Raw genomic sequence first — 16,316 nt, forward strand, 5'->3', positions numbered from 1 at the left:
GATTGCGGTGTGTGAAGACGAAATGAACCGAAAGTTCGACGCTCACAAAACACCGAAAGCTATCACATACCCAATTTGCTGAAGCGAGGCCACATGGTCACGACTCAGTACCCGAATTTCTTGACGACCATAGAGCATTGGAACCACCTGATCCCATCCCGAACTCAGCAGTGAAACGATGCATCGCCGATGGTAGTGTGGGGTTTCCCCATGTGAGAGTAGGTCATCGTCAAGATTAAATTCCAGAACCCCTGTTTGCTAACGCAGACAGGGGTTTTGTTTTGGGCGGTCGAAAATGCGCCGGGAGGTGGCTGAGACCTTTAGCGCTTATGTCCGGCCTTTCTATGCAATGACCCTGCGCATGGCTATCATGCGTGCCTCATTGTGAGGCGATACTTGCATGCTGACGTTGTTAAAACTTCTGAAAGACGGCCGATTTCACTCCGGAGAAGCACTTGGCGCCGCCCTGGGCGTCAGTCGAAGTGCAGTCTGGAAACAACTCCAGCACCTTGAGGCAGAGCTGAACCTGCCGATCCATAAGGTTCGTGGCAAAGGGTATCAATTGGCTTCGCCGCTGGTGTTCTTGAGTGCTGAGGAGATCGCGCTGTTTGCGCCCTCGTTGGCGTGGCCTGTTCATATTTCCGACTCCATTGACTCTACCAATGCCGAAGCACTGCGTCTTGTCGAGACAGGCTCTGCGGCGCCGTTCCTGGTGCTGGCGGAGCAGCAAACAGCAGGAAGAGGCAGGCGTGGCCGAAAGTGGGTCAGCCCCTTCGCGCAAAATGTGTATTACAGCCTTGTACTGCGTATAGAGGGTGGTCTTCGACAGCTTGAAGGTTTGAGTCTTGTTGTCGGCCTGGCTGTCATGCAGGCCCTGCGTGAGTCGGGTATGCGCGGGGCTGCCTTGAAGTGGCCAAACGATGTGCTGGTTGGGCAGAAAAAAATTGCCGGGATATTGCTGGAATTGGTAGGGGACCCTGCTGATATCTGTCACGTTGTCCTAGGAATCGGGATCAATGTGAATATGCAGAGGGCTGACGAGGTTGATCAGCAATGGACCTCGGTGCAGCTTGAGACGGGGGCTCCTGTCAATCGTAATGTCCTGGTGGCCCAACTCGGTTTGCAGTTGCAAAGCTATCTTGATCGTCATAGAGCCGCTGGCTTCGCAGCACTTCAGGCGGAATGGGAGCAGAGTCATGCGTGGCAGGGCAAGGCGGTATCGCTCATTGCAGGTGTCAACCAAGTGGACGGCGTGGTGCTGGGTGTCGATGGGCAAGGTGCTTTGCGTTTAAGCGTCGATGGGGTCGAGAAAATATACAGTGGTGGTGAGTTAAGCCTGAGGTTGCGTGATGATTCTTGAGCTCGACTGTGGGAATAGCTTTATCAAATGGCGTGTGCTCGGCTCAGGTGGGGTAGGTGCTTGCGCAGAGGGCGTTGCGGGTTCGGATGTCGCGTTGATAGAAAGCCTGGTGGCGTTGCCTGGCTTGTCGCTGACGCGCTGCCGGTTGGTGAGCGTTCGTGCCCAGGAAGAAACAAGCAGGCTTGCCGAGGCGCTGGTGGAGGCTTTTGGCGTTGCTGTTTCCTGTGCGGCCTCTGCGCGTGAAATGGCAGGCGTACGTAACGGCTACGAGGATTTCGAGCGTCTTGGGCTTGATCGGTGGCTGGCAATGTTGGGTGGATTCAAATTGGCTTCAGGTGCCTGCCTCGTGCTTGATTTTGGTACGGCGGCGACTGCAGATTTTATTGCAGCAGATGGCGAGCACCTCGGCGGCTTTATTTGTCCTGGTATGCCGCTCATGCGAAACCAGCTGCGTACGCACACGCGCAGGATCCGTTACGACGATGCCGCTGCCGAAAGGGCTCTGGAGCGCCTTTCTCCTGGTCGTACGACCGTAGAGGCGGTCGAGCGCGGCTGCACGCTGATGCTCAGGGGGTTTGTGTTGACTCAGCTTGAGCAGGCCCGTAGCTACTGGGGTGATGACTTCACTGTGTTCCTGACCGGTGGAGATGCCGATCTGGTACGAAATGCCGTGCCCCAGGCCCGACTCGTTCCTGACTTGGTTTTTGTCGGGTTGGCGATGGCGTGTCCTTTATCTTGAGGTGATTATGCGTTGGCTGTTTTTGCTTTTACTCGTCCTCAACGCCTTCTACTACATTTGGCACCAGCAAGAAGCGCCTCTGCGCGCCAAGGATGTCACGCCCTTGAGTCTCTATCGGGGTTCCCAGCAGGATATTCGACTGCTGAGTGAATCGTCGGATGCCGTGGTCCGCAGGGATCGGGCAAAAGCGTCCGATGCGCAAAGCACCTGCTTGTACATCGGCGGCTTTGCGGATCAGCACGAAGCGCAATCTCTCGAGCAGCGTCTCATTAGCCTGGATATAAAGGTCAAGCTTCAGTTGCTGAGTGCGCCCGACGTCTCGGGTTACTGGCTTCGCGTAGCCCCGGAAAGCCGACGCCTGGCAGATGATCTGCCCTTTGAAAACCTTGCTAAGGAATTCAATGAGTTAAAACATAAAATAATGCTGTGCGAAGGCATTGCAACTCTCGAATAGTTTGCATAGAATGGCGCCCGCTTCGCAGTGAAGACCTTTAAGGCCTTCAGTGAGAAGCGAGGTCAACGCAGCTAACCTCATATTTTTAAATGAGAAAATGCTTGACAGAAGGCCGGCGTGATGTAGAATGCCGGCTCGCTTAGGAGGGGTTCCCGAGCGGCCAAAGGGATCAGACTGTAAATCTGACGTCTACGACTTCGAAGGTTCGAATCCTTCCCCCTCCACCATTTTTAGCGTGAGCTGCAAGCTCCGCGGGTATAGTTTAGTGGTAGAACCTCAGCCTTCCAAGCTGATGATGCGGGTTCGATTCCCGCTACCCGCTCCAAGTTTGCAGGTTGTGCACGGTGTTTTGCTCTTGTAGCTCAGTTGGTAGAGCACACCCTTGGTAAGGGTGAGGTCAGCGGTTCAAATCCGCTCAAGAGCTCCATATAACAAGGCAGATATGAAAATATCTGCCTTTGTTTTAACAGCTGCCTCGGCTTGATTGTGTTGTGCTTGGCTTTGTTGCTGGGTGTTTTCAAGTCTCTAGGGGTTGGTTGTTGTAAAGTCTTTTTCAGGCCTGCATAATGGTCGGCCTGATTTTGTTTTAGGTCAGTAGCTCAATTGGCAGAGCGACGGTCTCCAAAACCGTAGGTTGGGGGTTCGATTCCCTCCTGACCTGCCAGATTCACGTGGTGTGTCTGGCTTTCTTTTCACAGGATCTTCATAGATGACTCCTAAGGCTGAAGCTCAAAGCTCTCGTTTCGATCTCGTCAAGTGGCTCGCCGTAGTCGCATTGGTGGTCGTAGGCGTTGTTGGCAATCAGTACTACTCTGCTTCGCCGATCCTGTACCGCGTCCTCGCTTTGCTCGCCCTTGCTGCTGTAGCTGCCTTTGTAGGCCTGCAGACTGCTAAAGGCAAGTCGTTCGCGGTCCTGGTAAAGGAAGCTCGCACCGAAATCCGTAAAGTCGTTTGGCCGACTCGCCAAGAAACCACGCAGACCACGTTGATCGTTGTGGCTGTTGTTCTGGTTATGGCGTTGCTGTTGTGGGGGCTTGATTCCCTGCTCGGCTGGCTTGTTTCCTTGATTGTTGGCTAAGGGTGTCCCGTGGCTAAGCGTTGGTACGTTGTGCATGCTTACTCGGGTTACGAGAAGCATGTTATGCGCTCTTTGCTAGAGCGCGTAAAGCTCGCAGGCATGGAAGATGGCTTCGGCGAAATTCTGGTTCCCACTGAAGAAGTGGTTGAAATGCGGAATGGCCAGAAGCGTAAAAGCGAACGCAAGTTCTTCCCTGGCTACGTGCTGGTTCAGATGGACATGAATGAAGGTACTTGGCACTTGGTCAAGGACACTCCTCGTGTCATGGGTTTTATCGGCGGTACTGCTGATAAGCCTGCTCCGATCACCGACAAAGAGGCAGAAGCAATTCTGCGTCGTGTTGCTGACGGTAGCGACAAGCCCAAGCCGAAGACTTTGTTCGAACCGGGTGAGGTTGTTCGTGTCACAGATGGTCCGTTTGCTGATTTCAACGGCACCGTCGAAGAAGTTAACTACGAAAAGAGCCGGATCCAAGTGGCAGTGCTCATTTTCGGTCGCTCTACTCCGGTAGAGTTGGAGTTCAGCCAGGTCGAGAAGGTCTAGCTGGGCAAGCATCCCAACCCCGCAGCCTTAGGCTGTGGGGTTTTGTCGTCACTGGGATAAACGCGCAAGTAACCGGGGAGCCTTTCGAGGCGTTAGAACCCGTAATTGGAGTGCCTCATGGCCAAGAAGATTACCGCTTACATCAAGCTGCAAGTGAAGGCCGCTCAGGCCAACCCTAGCCCACCCGTCGGTCCAGCTCTGGGTCAGCACGGCGTGAACATCATGGAATTCTGCAAGGCCTTCAACGCCCGTACTCAGGGTCTTGAGCCAGGTCTGCCGACTCCAGTGATCATCACTGTATACAGCGACCGTAGCTTCACTTTCGAAACCAAGTCGACCCCGGCTTCGGTTCTGCTGAAGAAAGCTGCTGGTCTGACTAGCGGTTCCGCTCGTCCTAACACCGTTAAGGTTGGCACCGTGACTCGTGCTCAGCTGGAAGAAATCGCGAAAACCAAAAACGCGGATCTGACTGCAGCTGATATGGATGCAGCCGTGCGTACCATCGCCGGTTCTGCTCGTAGCATGGGCCTTAACGTGGAGGGTGTGTAATGGCTAAGCTGACCAAGCGCCAAAAGGCTATCGCCGGCAAAATCGAAGCAGGCAAGTCCTACAACTTTGTAGACGCTGCTGCCCTGCTGACCGAGCTGTCGACTGTCAAGTTCAGCGAGTCCGTTGACGTTGCTGTAAACCTGGGTGTTGACCCACGTAAATCTGACCAGGTCGTTCGTAGCGCAACTGTGCTGCCACACGGTACCGGTAAGACTGTACGTGTAGCTGTCTTCACCCAAGGCCCGGCAGCTGAAGCTGCTCTGGCCGCCGGCGCTGACCGCGTTGGCATGGACGACCTGGCTGCTGAAATGAAAGGCGGCGACCTGAACTACGACGTAGTTATTGCTTCCCCGGATGCAATGCGCGTTGTAGGTCAGTTGGGTCAGATCCTCGGTCCACGTGGTCTGATGCCTAACCCGAAAGTCGGCACCGTGACTCCAGACGTAGCTACCGCGGTTAAAAACGCCAAGGCTGGTCAGGTTCGTTATCGCACCGACAAAAACGGCATCATTCACACCTCCGTTGGCAAGGTCGGCTTCGACGCCGTCAAGCTGAAGGAAAACGTTGAAGCCCTGATCGCTGATCTGAAGCGTATCAAGCCAGCTTCCTCGAAAGGTATCTACGTCAAGCGCGTTACCCTGAGCACCACTATGGGCCCAGGTCTGGTCATCGACCAAGGCTCGCTGGACGTATAAGACACAGATTGGCGCGAGAGATTGCGCCAATTGAAAAAATTGGGGTCCCTGCCTGGCGGGGGCTATCCAAGACCGTAGGCGGCGCAAGTCTTAAACCACAAGCCTACGCAGATGGTGCTCCCGGTTCCTTACCGAATCAGACACCAAAACGACATCCGGCTTCGGCCAGATGAAACGGTAACAAGCAGGAGTTAAACCCGTGGCAATTAATCTCGAAGACAAGAAGGCCATCGTCGCTGAAGTCAACGAGGCTGCCAAAGCTGCTCTGTCCGCTGTCGTGGCTGATGCCCGTGGTGTGACAGTAGGCGCTATGACCGGACTCCGTAAAGAGGCTCGTGAAGCTGGCGTATACGTACGTGTTGTACGTAACACCCTGCTCAAGCGCGCTGTTGCTGACACTGAATACAGTGTTCTCAACGACGTGTTCACCGGCCCGACTCTGATCGCGTTCTCCAAAGAACATCCAGGCGCTGCTGCCCGTTTGTTCAAAGAATTCGCCAAGAGTCAGGATAAGTTCGAGATCAAGGCAGCTGCGTTCGAGGGCAAGTTCCTCGCAGCTAACCAAATCGACGTACTGGCAACACTGCCGACCCGCGACGAAGCCATTTCGCAGCTGATGAGCGTGATTCAAGGCGCTACCAGCAAGCTGGCTCGTACTCTGGCTGCAGTTCGCGAGCAAAAAGAAGCTGCCGCAGCCTAAGGCTGAGCGACTTCTCTCGCGTATTTTTGTTTATTTCGATGGCCGCGTAGGCCGTCCCCCAATTCAGGAAATACAGCAATGTCTATCTCCCAAGACGATATCCTCAACGCCGTAGCTGAAATGTCGGTTCTGCAGGTTGTTGAGCTGATCAAAGCTTTCGAAGAAAAATTCGGCGTTTCCGCTGCCGCTGCTTCCGCTGGCCCAGCTGCTGCTGCTGCCGTTGTTGAAGAGCAAACCGAATTCAACGTCATGCTGACCGAAGCTGGCGAGAAGAAAGTAAACGTGATCAAGGCAGTACGTGAACTGACCGGTCTGGGCCTGAAAGAAGCCAAGGCTGTAGTTGACGGCGCTCCTGCCCTGGTTCTGGAAGCTGTTGCCAAAGACGCAGCTGACAAAGCCAAAGCAGTACTGGAAGAAGCAGGCGCTAAAGTCGAGCTGAAGTAAGCATCGACCTTGCGTCTCCAGCCCAAGCGTTAAGCTGAAGGCTGATGGCTGGTGGCTCTTGCCACCGGCCTTTTTCCGTTCTTGGCTGTCGACTCGGTCGCCGCCATTAACGCGCTGTAGCCACCCGATGCGGTGGTGCAAACCATGGGGTTTGCAAGATTTTCTGGCTGCTCCCGTCGGAGGGGCCAAACAAGCAGGTGACCAAGCTGGGGAACGCTGATGGCTTACTCATATACTGAGAAAAAACGTATCCGCAAGGACTTTAGCAAGTTGCCGGACGTCATGGATGTCCCGTACCTTCTGGCTATCCAGCTGGATTCGTATCGTGAATTCTTGCAGGCGGGAGCGACCAAAGATCAGTTCCGCGACGTGGGCCTGCATGCGGCCTTCAAATCCGTTTTCCCGATCATCAGCTACTCCGGCAATGCTGCGCTGGAGTACGTCGGTTATCGCCTGGGCGAACCGGCATTTGATGTCAAAGAATGCGTGTTGCGCGGTGTTACGTACGCCGTACCTTTGCGGGTAAAAGTCCGCCTGATCATTTTCGACAAAGAATCGTCGAACAAAGCGATCAAGGACATCAAAGAGCAAGAAGTCTACATGGGCGAAATCCCATTGATGACTGAGAACGGTACCTTCGTTATCAATGGTACCGAGCGTGTTATCGTTTCCCAGCTGCACCGTTCCCCGGGCGTGTTCTTTGACCACGACCGCGGCAAGACGCACAGCTCCGGCAAGCTCCTGTACTCCGCGCGGATCATTCCGTACCGTGGTTCGTGGTTGGATTTCGAGTTCGACCCTAAAGACTGCGTGTTCGTGCGTATCGACCGTCGTCGCAAGCTGCCGGCCTCGGTACTGCTGCGCGCGCTCGGCTATACCACTGAGCAAGTGCTGGACGCCTTCTACACCACCAACGTATTCAGCCTGAAGGATGAAACCCTCAAGCTGGAGCTGATCGCTTCGCGTCTGCGTGGTGAAATTGCCGTCCTGGACATCCAGGATGAAAAAGGCAAGGTCATTGTTGAAGCTGGCCGTCGTATCACTGCGCGCCACATCAACCAGATCGAAAAAGCCGGTATCAAAGAGCTGGAAGTGCCTCTGGACTACGTCCTGGGTCGCACTACCGCCAAGGTCATCGTTCACCCGGCTACAGGCGAAATCCTGGCTGAGTGCAACACCGAGCTGAACACCGAGATCCTGGCCAAAATCGCCAAGGCTCAGGTCGTTCGCATCGAGACCCTGTACACCAACGACATCGACTGCGGTCCGTTCATCTCCGACACTCTGAAGATCGACTCCACCAGCAACCAATTGGAAGCGCTGGTCGAGATCTATCGCATGATGCGTCCTGGCGAGCCACCGACCAAAGACGCTGCCGAGACCCTGTTCAACAACCTGTTCTTCAGCCCTGAGCGCTATGACCTGTCTGCGGTCGGCCGGATGAAGTTCAACCGTCGTATCGGTCGTACCGAGATCGAAGGTTCGGGCGTGTTGTGCAAGGAAGACATCGTCGCGGTACTGAAGACTCTGGTCGACATCCGTAACGGTAAAGGCATCGTCGATGACATCGACCACCTGGGTAACCGTCGTGTTCGCTGCGTAGGCGAAATGGCCGAGAACCAGTTCCGCGTTGGCCTGGTGCGTGTTGAGCGTGCGGTCAAAGAGCGTCTGTCGATGGCTGAAAGCGAAGGCCTGATGCCACAAGACCTGATCAACGCCAAGCCAGTGGCTGCGGCGGTGAAAGAGTTCTTCGGCTCCAGCCAGCTCTCGCAGTTCATGGACCAGAACAACCCGCTCTCCGAGATCACCCACAAGCGCCGTGTTTCGGCACTGGGCCCAGGCGGTCTGACCCGTGAGCGTGCAGGCTTTGAAGTTCGTGACGTACACCCGACGCACTACGGTCGTGTTTGCCCGATCGAAACGCCGGAAGGTCCGAACATCGGTCTGATCAACTCCCTGGCTGCGTATGCGCGCACCAACCAGTACGGCTTCCTCGAGAGCCCGTACCGCGTGGTGAAAGACGCTCTGGTCACCGACGAGATCGTGTTCCTGTCCGCCATCGAAGAAGCTGATCACGTGATCGCCCAGGCCTCGGCCACGATGAACGACAAGAAAGTCCTGGTCGACGAGCTGGTAGCGGTTCGTCACTTGAACGAGTTCACTGTCAAGGCGCCGGAAGACGTCACCTTGATGGACGTTTCGCCGAAGCAGGTAGTTTCGGTTGCAGCGTCGCTGATCCCGTTCCTCGAGCACGACGACGCCAACCGTGCGTTGATGGGTTCCAACATGCAGCGTCAAGCTGTACCGACCCTGCGCGCTGACAAGCCGCTGGTAGGTACCGGCATGGAGCGTAACGTAGCCCGTGACTCCGGCGTTTGCGTCGTGGCTCGTCGTGGCGGCGTGATCGACTCCGTTGATGCCAGCCGTATCGTGGTTCGTGTTGCCGATGACGAAGTTGAAACTGGCGAAGCCGGTGTCGACATCTACAACCTGACCAAATACACCCGCTCGAACCAGAACACGTGCATCAACCAGCGTCCGCTGGTGAGCAAGGGTGATCGCGTTCAGCGTAGCGACATCATGGCCGACGGCCCGTCCACCGACATGGGTGAACTGGCACTGGGCCAGAACATGCGCATCGCGTTCATGGCATGGAACGGCTTCAACTTCGAAGACTCCATCTGCCTGTCCGAGCGTGTTGTTCAAGAAGACCGTTTCACCACGATCCACATTCAGGAACTGACCTGTGTGGCACGTGACACCAAGCTTGGGCCAGAGGAAATCACTGCAGACATCCCGAACGTGGGTGAAGCTGCACTGAACAAGCTGGACGAAGCCGGTATCGTTTACGTAGGTGCTGAAGTCGGCGCAGGCGACATCCTGGTAGGTAAGGTCACTCCGAAAGGCGAGACCCAACTGACTCCGGAAGAAAAACTGCTGCGTGCGATCTTCGGTGAAAAAGCCAGCGACGTTAAAGACACCTCCCTGCGCGTACCTACCGGTACCAAGGGTACTGTCATCGACGTACAGGTCTTCACCCGTGACGGCGTTGAGCGTGATGCTCGTGCACTGTCCATCGAGAAGACCCAGCTCGACGAGATCCGCAAGGATCTGAACGAAGAGTTCCGTATCGTTGAAGGCGCGACCTTCGAACGTCTGCGTTCCGCCCTGGTAGGCCACAAGGCTGAAGGCGGCGCAGGTCTGAAGAAAGGTCAGGACATCACCGACGAAGTTCTCGACGGTCTTGAGCACGGCCAGTGGTTCAAACTGCGCATGGCTGAAGATGCTCTGAACGAGCAGCTCGAGAAGGCCCAGGCCTATATCGTTGATCGTCGCCGTCTGCTGGACGACAAGTTCGAAGACAAGAAGCGCAAACTGCAGCAGGGCGATGACCTGGCTCCAGGCGTGCTGAAAATCGTCAAGGTTTACCTGGCAATCCGTCGTCGCATCCAACCGGGCGACAAGATGGCCGGTCGTCACGGTAACAAAGGTGTGGTCTCCGTGATCATGCCGGTTGAAGACATGCCGCACGATGCCAATGGCACACCGGTCGACGTCGTCCTCAACCCGTTGGGCGTACCTTCGCGTATGAACGTTGGTCAGATCCTTGAAACCCACCTGGGCCTCGCGGCCAAAGGTCTGGGCGAGAAGATCAACCGTATGATCGAAGAGCAGCGCAAGGTCGCAGACCTGCGTAAGTTCCTGCACGAGATCTACAACGAGATCGGCGGTCGCAACGAAGAGCTGGACACCTTCTCCGACCAGGAAATCCTGGATCTGGCGAAGAACCTGCGCGGCGGCGTTCCAATGGCTACCCCGGTGTTCGACGGTGCCAAGGAAAGCGAAATCAAGGCCATGCTGAAACTGGCAGACCTGCCAGAAAGCGGCCAGATGCAGCTGTTCGACGGCCGTACCGGCAACAAGTTCGAGCGCCCGGTTACTGTTGGCTACATGTACATGCTGAAGCTGAACCACTTGGTAGACGACAAGATGCACGCTCGTTCTACCGGTTCGTACAGCCTCGTTACCCAGCAGCCGCTGGGTGGTAAGGCTCAGTTCGGTGGTCAGCGTTTCGGGGAGATGGAGGTCTGGGCACTGGAAGCATACGGTGCTGCTTACACTCTGCAAGAAATGCTCACAGTGAAGTCGGACGATGTGAACGGTCGGACCAAGATGTACAAAAACATCGTGGACGGCGATCACCGTATGGAGCCGGGCATGCCCGAGTCCTTCAACGTGTTGATCAAAGAAATTCGTTCCCTCGGCATCGATATCGATCTGGAAACCGAATAACACGTGACGCGAATCGAGAGCGGGGCCGTTTAGCCCGCTCTCTGCTCCGCCAGGAGGAAAGGCCTTGAAAGACCTACTGAATTTGCTGAAAAACCAGGGTCAAGTCGAAGAGTTCGACGCCATCCGTATTGGATTGGCATCGCCTGAGATGATCCGTTCGTGGTCGTTCGGTGAAGTTAAAAAGCCGGAAACCATCAACTACCGTACGTTCAAACCTGAGCGTGACGGCCTGTTCTGCGCCAAGATCTTTGGCCCGGTAAAGGATTACGAGTGCCTGTGCGGTAAGTACAAGCGCTTGAAGCACCGTGGTGTGATCTGCGAGAAGTGCGGCGTTGAAGTTGCACTGGCCAAGGTTCGTCGTGAGCGCATGGCGCACATCGAGCTGGCTTCGCCGGTTGCCCACATCTGGTTCCTGAAATCGCTGCCGTCCCGTATCGGCTTGCTGATGGACATGACCCTGCGTGATATCGAACGCGTTCTCTACTTCGAGAGCTATGTCGTTATCGATCCAGGCATGACCACCCTTGAAAAAGGTCAGCTGCTGAACGACGAGCAGTACTTCGAAGCGCTGGAAGAATTCGGTGACGATTTCGATGCCCGCATGGGTGCCGAAGCTGTCCGCGAACTGCTGCACGCTATCGACCTGGAGCACGAGATTGGCCGTCTGCGTGAAGAGATTCCGCAAACCAACTCCGAAACCAAGATCAAGAAGCTGTCCAAGCGTCTGAAGTTGATGGAAGCCTTCCAGGGTTCCGGCAACCTGCCAGAGTGGATGGTGCTGACCGTTCTGCCGGTTCTGCCGCCAGATCTGCGTCCGCTGGTACCGTTGGATGGTGGTCGTTTCGCGACTTCCGACCTCAACGACCTGTACCGTCGCGTGATCAACCGTAATAACCGCTTGAAGCGCCTGCTTGACCTGTCCGCTCCGGACATCATCGTGCGCAACGAAAAGCGTATGTTGCAAGAAGCTGTCGATGCCTTGCTCGACAACGGTCGTCGTGGCCGCGCTATCACCGGTTCGAACAAGCGTCCTCTGAAATCCTTGGCTGACATGATCAAGGGTAAGCAAGGTCGTTTCCGTCAGAACTTGCTCGGTAAGCGTGTTGACTACTCCGGTCGTTCGGTAATTACCGTAGGCCCGACCCTGCGTCTGCACCAGTGCGGTCTGCCGAAGAAGATGGCTCTCGAGCTGTTCAAGCCGTTCATTTTCGGCAAGCTGGAAATGCGCGGTCTCGCGACCACCATCAAAGCCGCCAAGAAAATGGTCGAGCGCGAACTGCCAGAGGTTTGGGACGTTCTCGCTGAAGTGATCCGTGAACACCCGGTTCTCCTCAACCGTGCACCGACCCTTCACCGTCTGGGTATCCAGGCGTTTGAACCGGTACTGATCGAAGGTAAGGCTATTCAGCTGCACCCGCTGGTCTGTGCTGCGTACAACGCCGACTTCGACGGCGACCAAATGGCCGTGCACGTACCGCTGACACTGGAAGCCCAGTTGGAAGCGCGCGCGTTGATGATGTCGACCAACAACATTCTGTCGCCAGCCAACGGTGAGCCAATCATCGTTCCGTCGCAGGACGTTGTACTGGGTCTGTACTACATGACCCGTGAAGCGATCAACGCCAAGGGCGAAGGTCGTGTGTTCGCTGACCTGCAGGAAGTTGACCGTGTGTTCCGTGCCGGCGAAGCCGCACTGCACGCCAAGGTCAAGGTGCGGATCAACGAAACCGTCAACGACCGTGACGGCGGCAGCGTGACCAACACCCGTATCGTCGACACCACTGTCGGCCGTGCGCTGTTGTATCAAGTTGTGCCAAAAGGTCTGTCGTACGATGTCGTCAACCTGCCGATGAAGAAAAAGGCGATCTCCAAGCTGATCAACCAGTGCTACCGCGTGGTTGGTTTGAAAGAGACCGTGATCTTCGCTGACCAGTTGATGTACACCGGTTTTGCTTATTCGACCATTTCCGGCGTTTCCATCGGCGTTAACGACTTCGTTATCCCGGATGAAAAAGCCCGCATCATCGGTGCAGCCACCGACGAAGTGAAAGAGATCGAAAGCCAGTACGCCTCCGGCCTGGTAACCCAGGGCGAGAAGTACAACAAGGTGATCGACCTTTGGTCCAAGGCGAACGACGAAGTATCCAAGGCGATGATGGCCAACCTCTCGAAAGAGAAAGTCATCGACCGCCACGGCGTCGAAGTTGACCAGGAATCCTTCAACTCGATGTACATGATGGCCGACTCGGGCGCACGGGGTTCTGCTGCGCAGATCCGTCAGCTCGCCGGTATGCGTGGCCTGATGGCCAAGCCGGACGGTTCCATCATCGAAACGCCGATTACTGCGAACTTCCGTGAAGGTTTGAGCGTACTTCAGTACTTCATCTCCACTCACGGTGCTCGTAAAGGTCTGGCGGATACCGCGTTGAAAACCGCTAACTCCGGTTACCTGACGCGTCGTCTGGTAGACGTTGCACAAGATCTGGTTGTAACCGAGATCGATTGCGGCACCGAGCACGGCCTGCTGATGACTCCGCACATTGAAGGCGGTGACGTTGTAGAGCCGCTGGGTGAGCGCGTATTGGGTCGTGTTATTGCCCGTGACGTATTCAAGCCAGGTACCGAGGAAGTTATTGTTCCTGCCGGCACTCTGGTCGACGAGAAGTGGGTCGAGTTCATCGAACTCAACAGCATCGACGAAGTGATTGTTCGCTCGCCGATCAGCTGCGAAACCCGCTATGGCATTTGCGCCAAGTGCTACGGCCGTGACTTGGCTCGTGGTCACCAGGTGAACATCGGTGAAGCGGTCGGCGTTATCGCTGCCCAGTCCATCGGTGAGCCGGGTACCCAGCTGACCATGCGTACGTTCCACATCGGTGGTGCGGCAAGCCGGACCTCCGCAGCTGACAGCGTTCAGGTGAAGAATGGCGGTACCGTCCGTCTGCACAACCTGAAGCACGTTGAGCGAGTGGATGGCCACCTGGTTGCTGTGTCCCGTTCCGGTGAGCTGGCAATCGCTGATGACTACGGTCGTGAGCGTGAGCGCTACAAGCTGCCGTACGGTGCTGTGATCTCGGTTAAAGAAGGTGACAAGGTCGACGCTGGCGCAATCGTGGCCAAGTGGGATCCGCACACTCACCCAATCGTTACCGAAATGAAAGGTACCGTGACCTACGTGGGCATGGAAGAAGGCATCACGATCAAGCGTCAGACTGACGAATTGACCGGTATGACCAACATTGAAGTACTCGACGCGAAAGATCGTCCAGCTGCCGGTAAAGACATCCGTCCTGCTGTGAAGATGGTCGATGACAACGGCAAGGACTTGTTGCTGCCAGGCACTGACGTAATCGCTCAGTACTTCCTGCCGGCCAACGCCCTGGTCGGTGTAGCGGATGGTGCGAAGATCGCGATCGGTGATGTTATCGCGCGTATCCCGCAAGAAACTTCGAAGACCCGTGACATCACCGGTGGTCTGCCGCGTGTTGCCGACTTGTTCGAAGCTCGTCGTCCGAAAGAAGCGTCGATTCTGGCTGAAGTCAGCGGTACCATCGCGTTCGGTAAAGAGACCAAGGGCAAGCGCCGTCTGGTCATTACCCCGAACGACGGTAGCGATCCGTATGAAGAGCTGATTCCGAAGTGGCGTCACCTGAACGTGTTCGAAGGCGAACAGGTAAACCGCGGCGAAGTTATCTCCGACGGTCCAAGCGATCCACACGACATCCTGCGTCTGCTGGGTGTGAGTGCGCTGGCCAAGTACATCGTTAACGAGATCCAGGACGTTTACCGCCTGCAAGGCGTGAAGATCAACGATAAGCACATCGAGACCATCCTGCGTCAGATGCTGCGTAAAGTTGAAATCGCTGAGTCTGGCGATTCCAGTTTCATCAAGGGCGACCAGATGGAATTGACTCACGTGCTGGTGGAAAACGAGCGCCTGACGAACGAAGAGAAATTCGTTTCCAAGTTCACTCGCGTGCTGCTGGGTATCACCAAGGCGTCGTTGTCCACTGAGTCGTTCATCTCGGCGGCCTCCTTCCAGGAGACCACTCGCGTACTGACCGAAGCAGCGGTAACCGGCAAGCGCGATTACCTGCGCGGTCTGAAAGAAAACGTGGTCGTGGGTCGTCTGATCCCGGCAGGTACCGGTTTGGCTTACCACAGCGAGCGCAAGCGCCGCCGTGATGCTGACAAGCCGCTGCGCGTAAGCGCCAGTGAAGTGGAAGCTGCACTGACCGAAGCGCTGAACTCTAGCGGTAACTGAGTTCTGCGATAAATAAGTCTGGGCCCTGGCAGCCCCCATTCGTCGGATCGAGGCAATTTTGTCGCGGTTCGATGAGAGGGGAGGTCGGGGCCTTGCCTTGACTGGGGACAAGATCCTCTTTAGACTCTTGTACCCCTAAATTTGGCGGGAATTCGTTCCTGCCATTTTGCTTTTCTTGCAAGACAATAGCGTCGCAAGACAACAGTGGAGCTAGTAGATGGCAACTATCAACCAGCTGGTACGTCAGCCGCGTAAGCGTATCGTCGAGAAATCCGACGTACCTGCGCTGCAGAACTGCCCGCAACGTCGTGGCGTATGCACTCGCGTGTATACCACTACGCCGAAAAAACCTAACTCGGCACTGCGTAAAGTATGCCGTGTGCGTCTGACCAACGGTTTCGAGGTTTCCTCGTACATCGGTGGTGAAGGCCACAACCTGCAAGAGCACAGCGTGGTACTGATCCGCGGCGGTCGTGTAAAAGACTTGCCAGGTGTTCGTTACCACACCGTACGCGGCTCCTTGGATACTTCCGGCGTTAAAGGTCGTAACCAGGGTCGTTCGAAGTACGGTACCAAGAAGCCTAAGTAGTAGCGGCTTTTTGTAAAACTGAATCATCTTATTTTCTGAGTCGATAAGAGTAAGGTCGGAGGCGTCCCGAAAGGGCACCGATTCCGAGCGAACCTGAAGACCGTTTGAGGGCTTATCCATGCCAAGAAGACGCGTAGCAGCCAAGCGCGAAGTGCTTGACGATCCAAAATACGGAAGCCAAATTCTGGCCAAGTTCATGAACCACGTGATGGAAAGCGGCAAGAAAGCCGTTGCCGAGCGTATCGTTTATGGCGCGCTGGAAAAGGTTAAAGAACGCAAGAACAGCGACCCCCTGGAAATCTTCGAGAAAGCTCTCGACGCCATCGCTCCGCTGGTCGAAGTGAAGTCGCGCCGTGTAGGCGGTGCTACTTACCAGGTTCCGGTTGAAGTTCGTCCGTCCCGTCGTAACGCTCTGGCAATGCGCTGGTTGGTAGACTTCGCCCGTAAGCGCGGCGAGAAGTCTATGGCTCTGCGTTTGGCTGGCGAACTGTTGGACGCTGCTGAAGGTAAAGGTGCTGCTGTTAAGAAGCGTGAAGACGTGCACCGTATGGCTGAAGCTAACAAAGCTTTCTCGCACTACCGCTTCTAATCTTAGCTTCACTAATTTT

General features: G+C 55.7%; 13 protein-coding genes, 4 tRNA genes and 1 rRNA gene. All 18 read left to right on the plus strand.

Translation table 11 applies throughout. The features are described from left to right. The first annotated feature begins 119 nt into the window (after positions 1–119). The 18 genes from rrf to rpsG all read left to right on the plus strand — a co-directional run bounded on the left by rrf (position 120) and on the right by rpsG (position 16,297). Positions 120–235: ribosomal RNA gene (gene rrf / locus BBG20_RS29800) — 5S ribosomal RNA — on the plus strand. Between the two features lie 165 nt (positions 236–400). Beyond that, positions 401–1,360: a bifunctional biotin--[acetyl-CoA-carboxylase] ligase/biotin operon repressor BirA gene (gene birA / locus BBG20_RS29805; protein ID WP_065909919.1), complete on the plus strand. Its 960-nt coding sequence runs from the start codon at positions 401–403 to the stop codon at positions 1,358–1,360. Further along, positions 1,350–2,099 (plus strand): pantothenate kinase, encoded by a 750-nt coding sequence (locus BBG20_RS29810; protein ID WP_065909920.1) that lies wholly within the window; start codon positions 1,350–1,352, stop codon positions 2,097–2,099. Before birA ends, BBG20_RS29810 begins: the two co-directional genes overlap by 11 nt. A gap of 7 nt (positions 2,100–2,106) precedes the next feature. Next, a complete protein-coding gene (locus BBG20_RS29815; protein WP_065909921.1) occupies positions 2,107–2,553 on the plus strand; it encodes a hypothetical protein in 447 nt (148 codons plus the stop codon). 142 nt (positions 2,554–2,695) lie between these two features. Continuing rightward, positions 2,696–2,780 (plus strand) — tRNA-Tyr (locus BBG20_RS29820). A gap of 24 nt (positions 2,781–2,804) precedes the next feature. After that, a tRNA-Gly gene (locus BBG20_RS29825) sits at positions 2,805–2,878 on the plus strand. 26 nt (positions 2,879–2,904) lie between these two features. Further along, positions 2,905–2,980: transfer RNA gene (locus tag BBG20_RS29830), tRNA-Thr, on the plus strand. Between the two features lie 161 nt (positions 2,981–3,141). Then, positions 3,142–3,217, plus strand: a tRNA-Trp gene (locus BBG20_RS29835). 45 nt (positions 3,218–3,262) lie between these two features. Continuing rightward, positions 3,263–3,631, plus strand: coding sequence for a preprotein translocase subunit SecE (gene secE, locus BBG20_RS29840; RefSeq protein ID WP_003194658.1), 369 nt, complete (start codon positions 3,263–3,265; stop codon positions 3,629–3,631). Positions 3,632–3,640: 9 nt separating this feature from the next. Beyond that, the gene (gene nusG, locus BBG20_RS29845) at positions 3,641–4,174 is read left to right on the plus strand and encodes a transcription termination/antitermination protein NusG (RefSeq protein ID WP_003176436.1); all 534 of its coding nucleotides are present in this window, start codon (positions 3,641–3,643) and stop codon (positions 4,172–4,174) included. 117 nt (positions 4,175–4,291) lie between these two features. Beyond that, the gene (rplK, locus tag BBG20_RS29850) at positions 4,292–4,723 is read left to right on the plus strand and encodes a 50S ribosomal protein L11 (protein ID WP_003176435.1); all 432 of its coding nucleotides are present in this window, start codon (positions 4,292–4,294) and stop codon (positions 4,721–4,723) included. Next, on the plus strand, positions 4,723–5,418 hold the full coding sequence (gene rplA / locus BBG20_RS29855; protein ID WP_003176434.1) for a 50S ribosomal protein L1: 696 nt from the start codon (positions 4,723–4,725) through the stop codon (positions 5,416–5,418). Before rplK ends, rplA begins: the two co-directional genes overlap by 1 nt. A 199-nt stretch (positions 5,419–5,617) precedes the next feature. Next, on the plus strand, positions 5,618–6,118 hold the full coding sequence (rplJ, locus tag BBG20_RS29860) for a 50S ribosomal protein L10 (RefSeq protein WP_016969477.1): 501 nt from the start codon (positions 5,618–5,620) through the stop codon (positions 6,116–6,118). 78 nt (positions 6,119–6,196) lie between these two features. Next, positions 6,197–6,562 carry a 50S ribosomal protein L7/L12 gene (gene rplL / locus BBG20_RS29865; protein ID WP_016969476.1) on the plus strand — a complete coding sequence of 122 codons (366 nt, stop codon included), beginning with the start codon at positions 6,197–6,199 and terminating at the stop codon, positions 6,560–6,562. A gap of 219 nt (positions 6,563–6,781) precedes the next feature. Next, positions 6,782–10,855: a DNA-directed RNA polymerase subunit beta gene (rpoB, locus tag BBG20_RS29870; protein WP_025857208.1), complete on the plus strand. Its 4,074-nt coding sequence runs from the start codon at positions 6,782–6,784 to the stop codon at positions 10,853–10,855. 64 nt (positions 10,856–10,919) lie between these two features. Further along, on the plus strand, positions 10,920–15,119 hold the full coding sequence (rpoC, locus tag BBG20_RS29875; protein WP_065909923.1) for a DNA-directed RNA polymerase subunit beta': 4,200 nt from the start codon (positions 10,920–10,922) through the stop codon (positions 15,117–15,119). Positions 15,120–15,336: 217 nt separating this feature from the next. After that, positions 15,337–15,708, plus strand: coding sequence for a 30S ribosomal protein S12 (rpsL, locus tag BBG20_RS29880; protein ID WP_002555494.1), 372 nt, complete (start codon positions 15,337–15,339; stop codon positions 15,706–15,708). A 118-nt stretch (positions 15,709–15,826) separates the two neighbouring features. Continuing rightward, positions 15,827–16,297 (plus strand): 30S ribosomal protein S7, encoded by a 471-nt coding sequence (gene rpsG, locus BBG20_RS29885; RefSeq protein ID WP_002555493.1) that lies wholly within the window; start codon positions 15,827–15,829, stop codon positions 16,295–16,297. The last annotated feature ends 19 nt before the right edge of the window (positions 16,298–16,316 follow it).

This window comes from Pseudomonas aylmerensis, from assembly GCF_001702265.1.
Lineage (GTDB): Bacteria > Pseudomonadota > Gammaproteobacteria > Pseudomonadales > Pseudomonadaceae > Aquipseudomonas > Aquipseudomonas aylmerensis.

Excerpts from the sequence above, each read along its gene's own strand:
- rpsL (WP_002555494.1), top strand. The coding sequence starts at position 15,337 with ATGGCAACTATCAACCAGCTGGTACGTCAGCCGCGTAAGCGTATCGTC.
- rplA (WP_003176434.1), top strand. The coding sequence starts at position 4,723 with ATGGCTAAGCTGACCAAGCGCCAAAAGGCTATCGCCGGCAAAATCGAA.
- rplK (WP_003176435.1), top strand. The coding sequence starts at position 4,292 with ATGGCCAAGAAGATTACCGCTTACATCAAGCTGCAAGTGAAGGCCGCT.
- secE (WP_003194658.1), top strand. The coding sequence starts at position 3,263 with ATGACTCCTAAGGCTGAAGCTCAAAGCTCTCGTTTCGATCTCGTCAAG.
- rplL (WP_016969476.1), top strand. The coding sequence starts at position 6,197 with ATGTCTATCTCCCAAGACGATATCCTCAACGCCGTAGCTGAAATGTCG.
- BBG20_RS29810 (WP_065909920.1), top strand. The coding sequence starts at position 1,350 with ATGATTCTTGAGCTCGACTGTGGGAATAGCTTTATCAAATGGCGTGTG.
- rpsG (WP_002555493.1), top strand. The coding sequence starts at position 15,827 with ATGCCAAGAAGACGCGTAGCAGCCAAGCGCGAAGTGCTTGACGATCCA.
- BBG20_RS29815 (WP_065909921.1), top strand. The coding sequence starts at position 2,107 with ATGCGTTGGCTGTTTTTGCTTTTACTCGTCCTCAACGCCTTCTACTAC.
- birA (WP_065909919.1), top strand. The coding sequence starts at position 401 with ATGCTGACGTTGTTAAAACTTCTGAAAGACGGCCGATTTCACTCCGGA.
- rpoB (WP_025857208.1), top strand. The coding sequence starts at position 6,782 with ATGGCTTACTCATATACTGAGAAAAAACGTATCCGCAAGGACTTTAGC.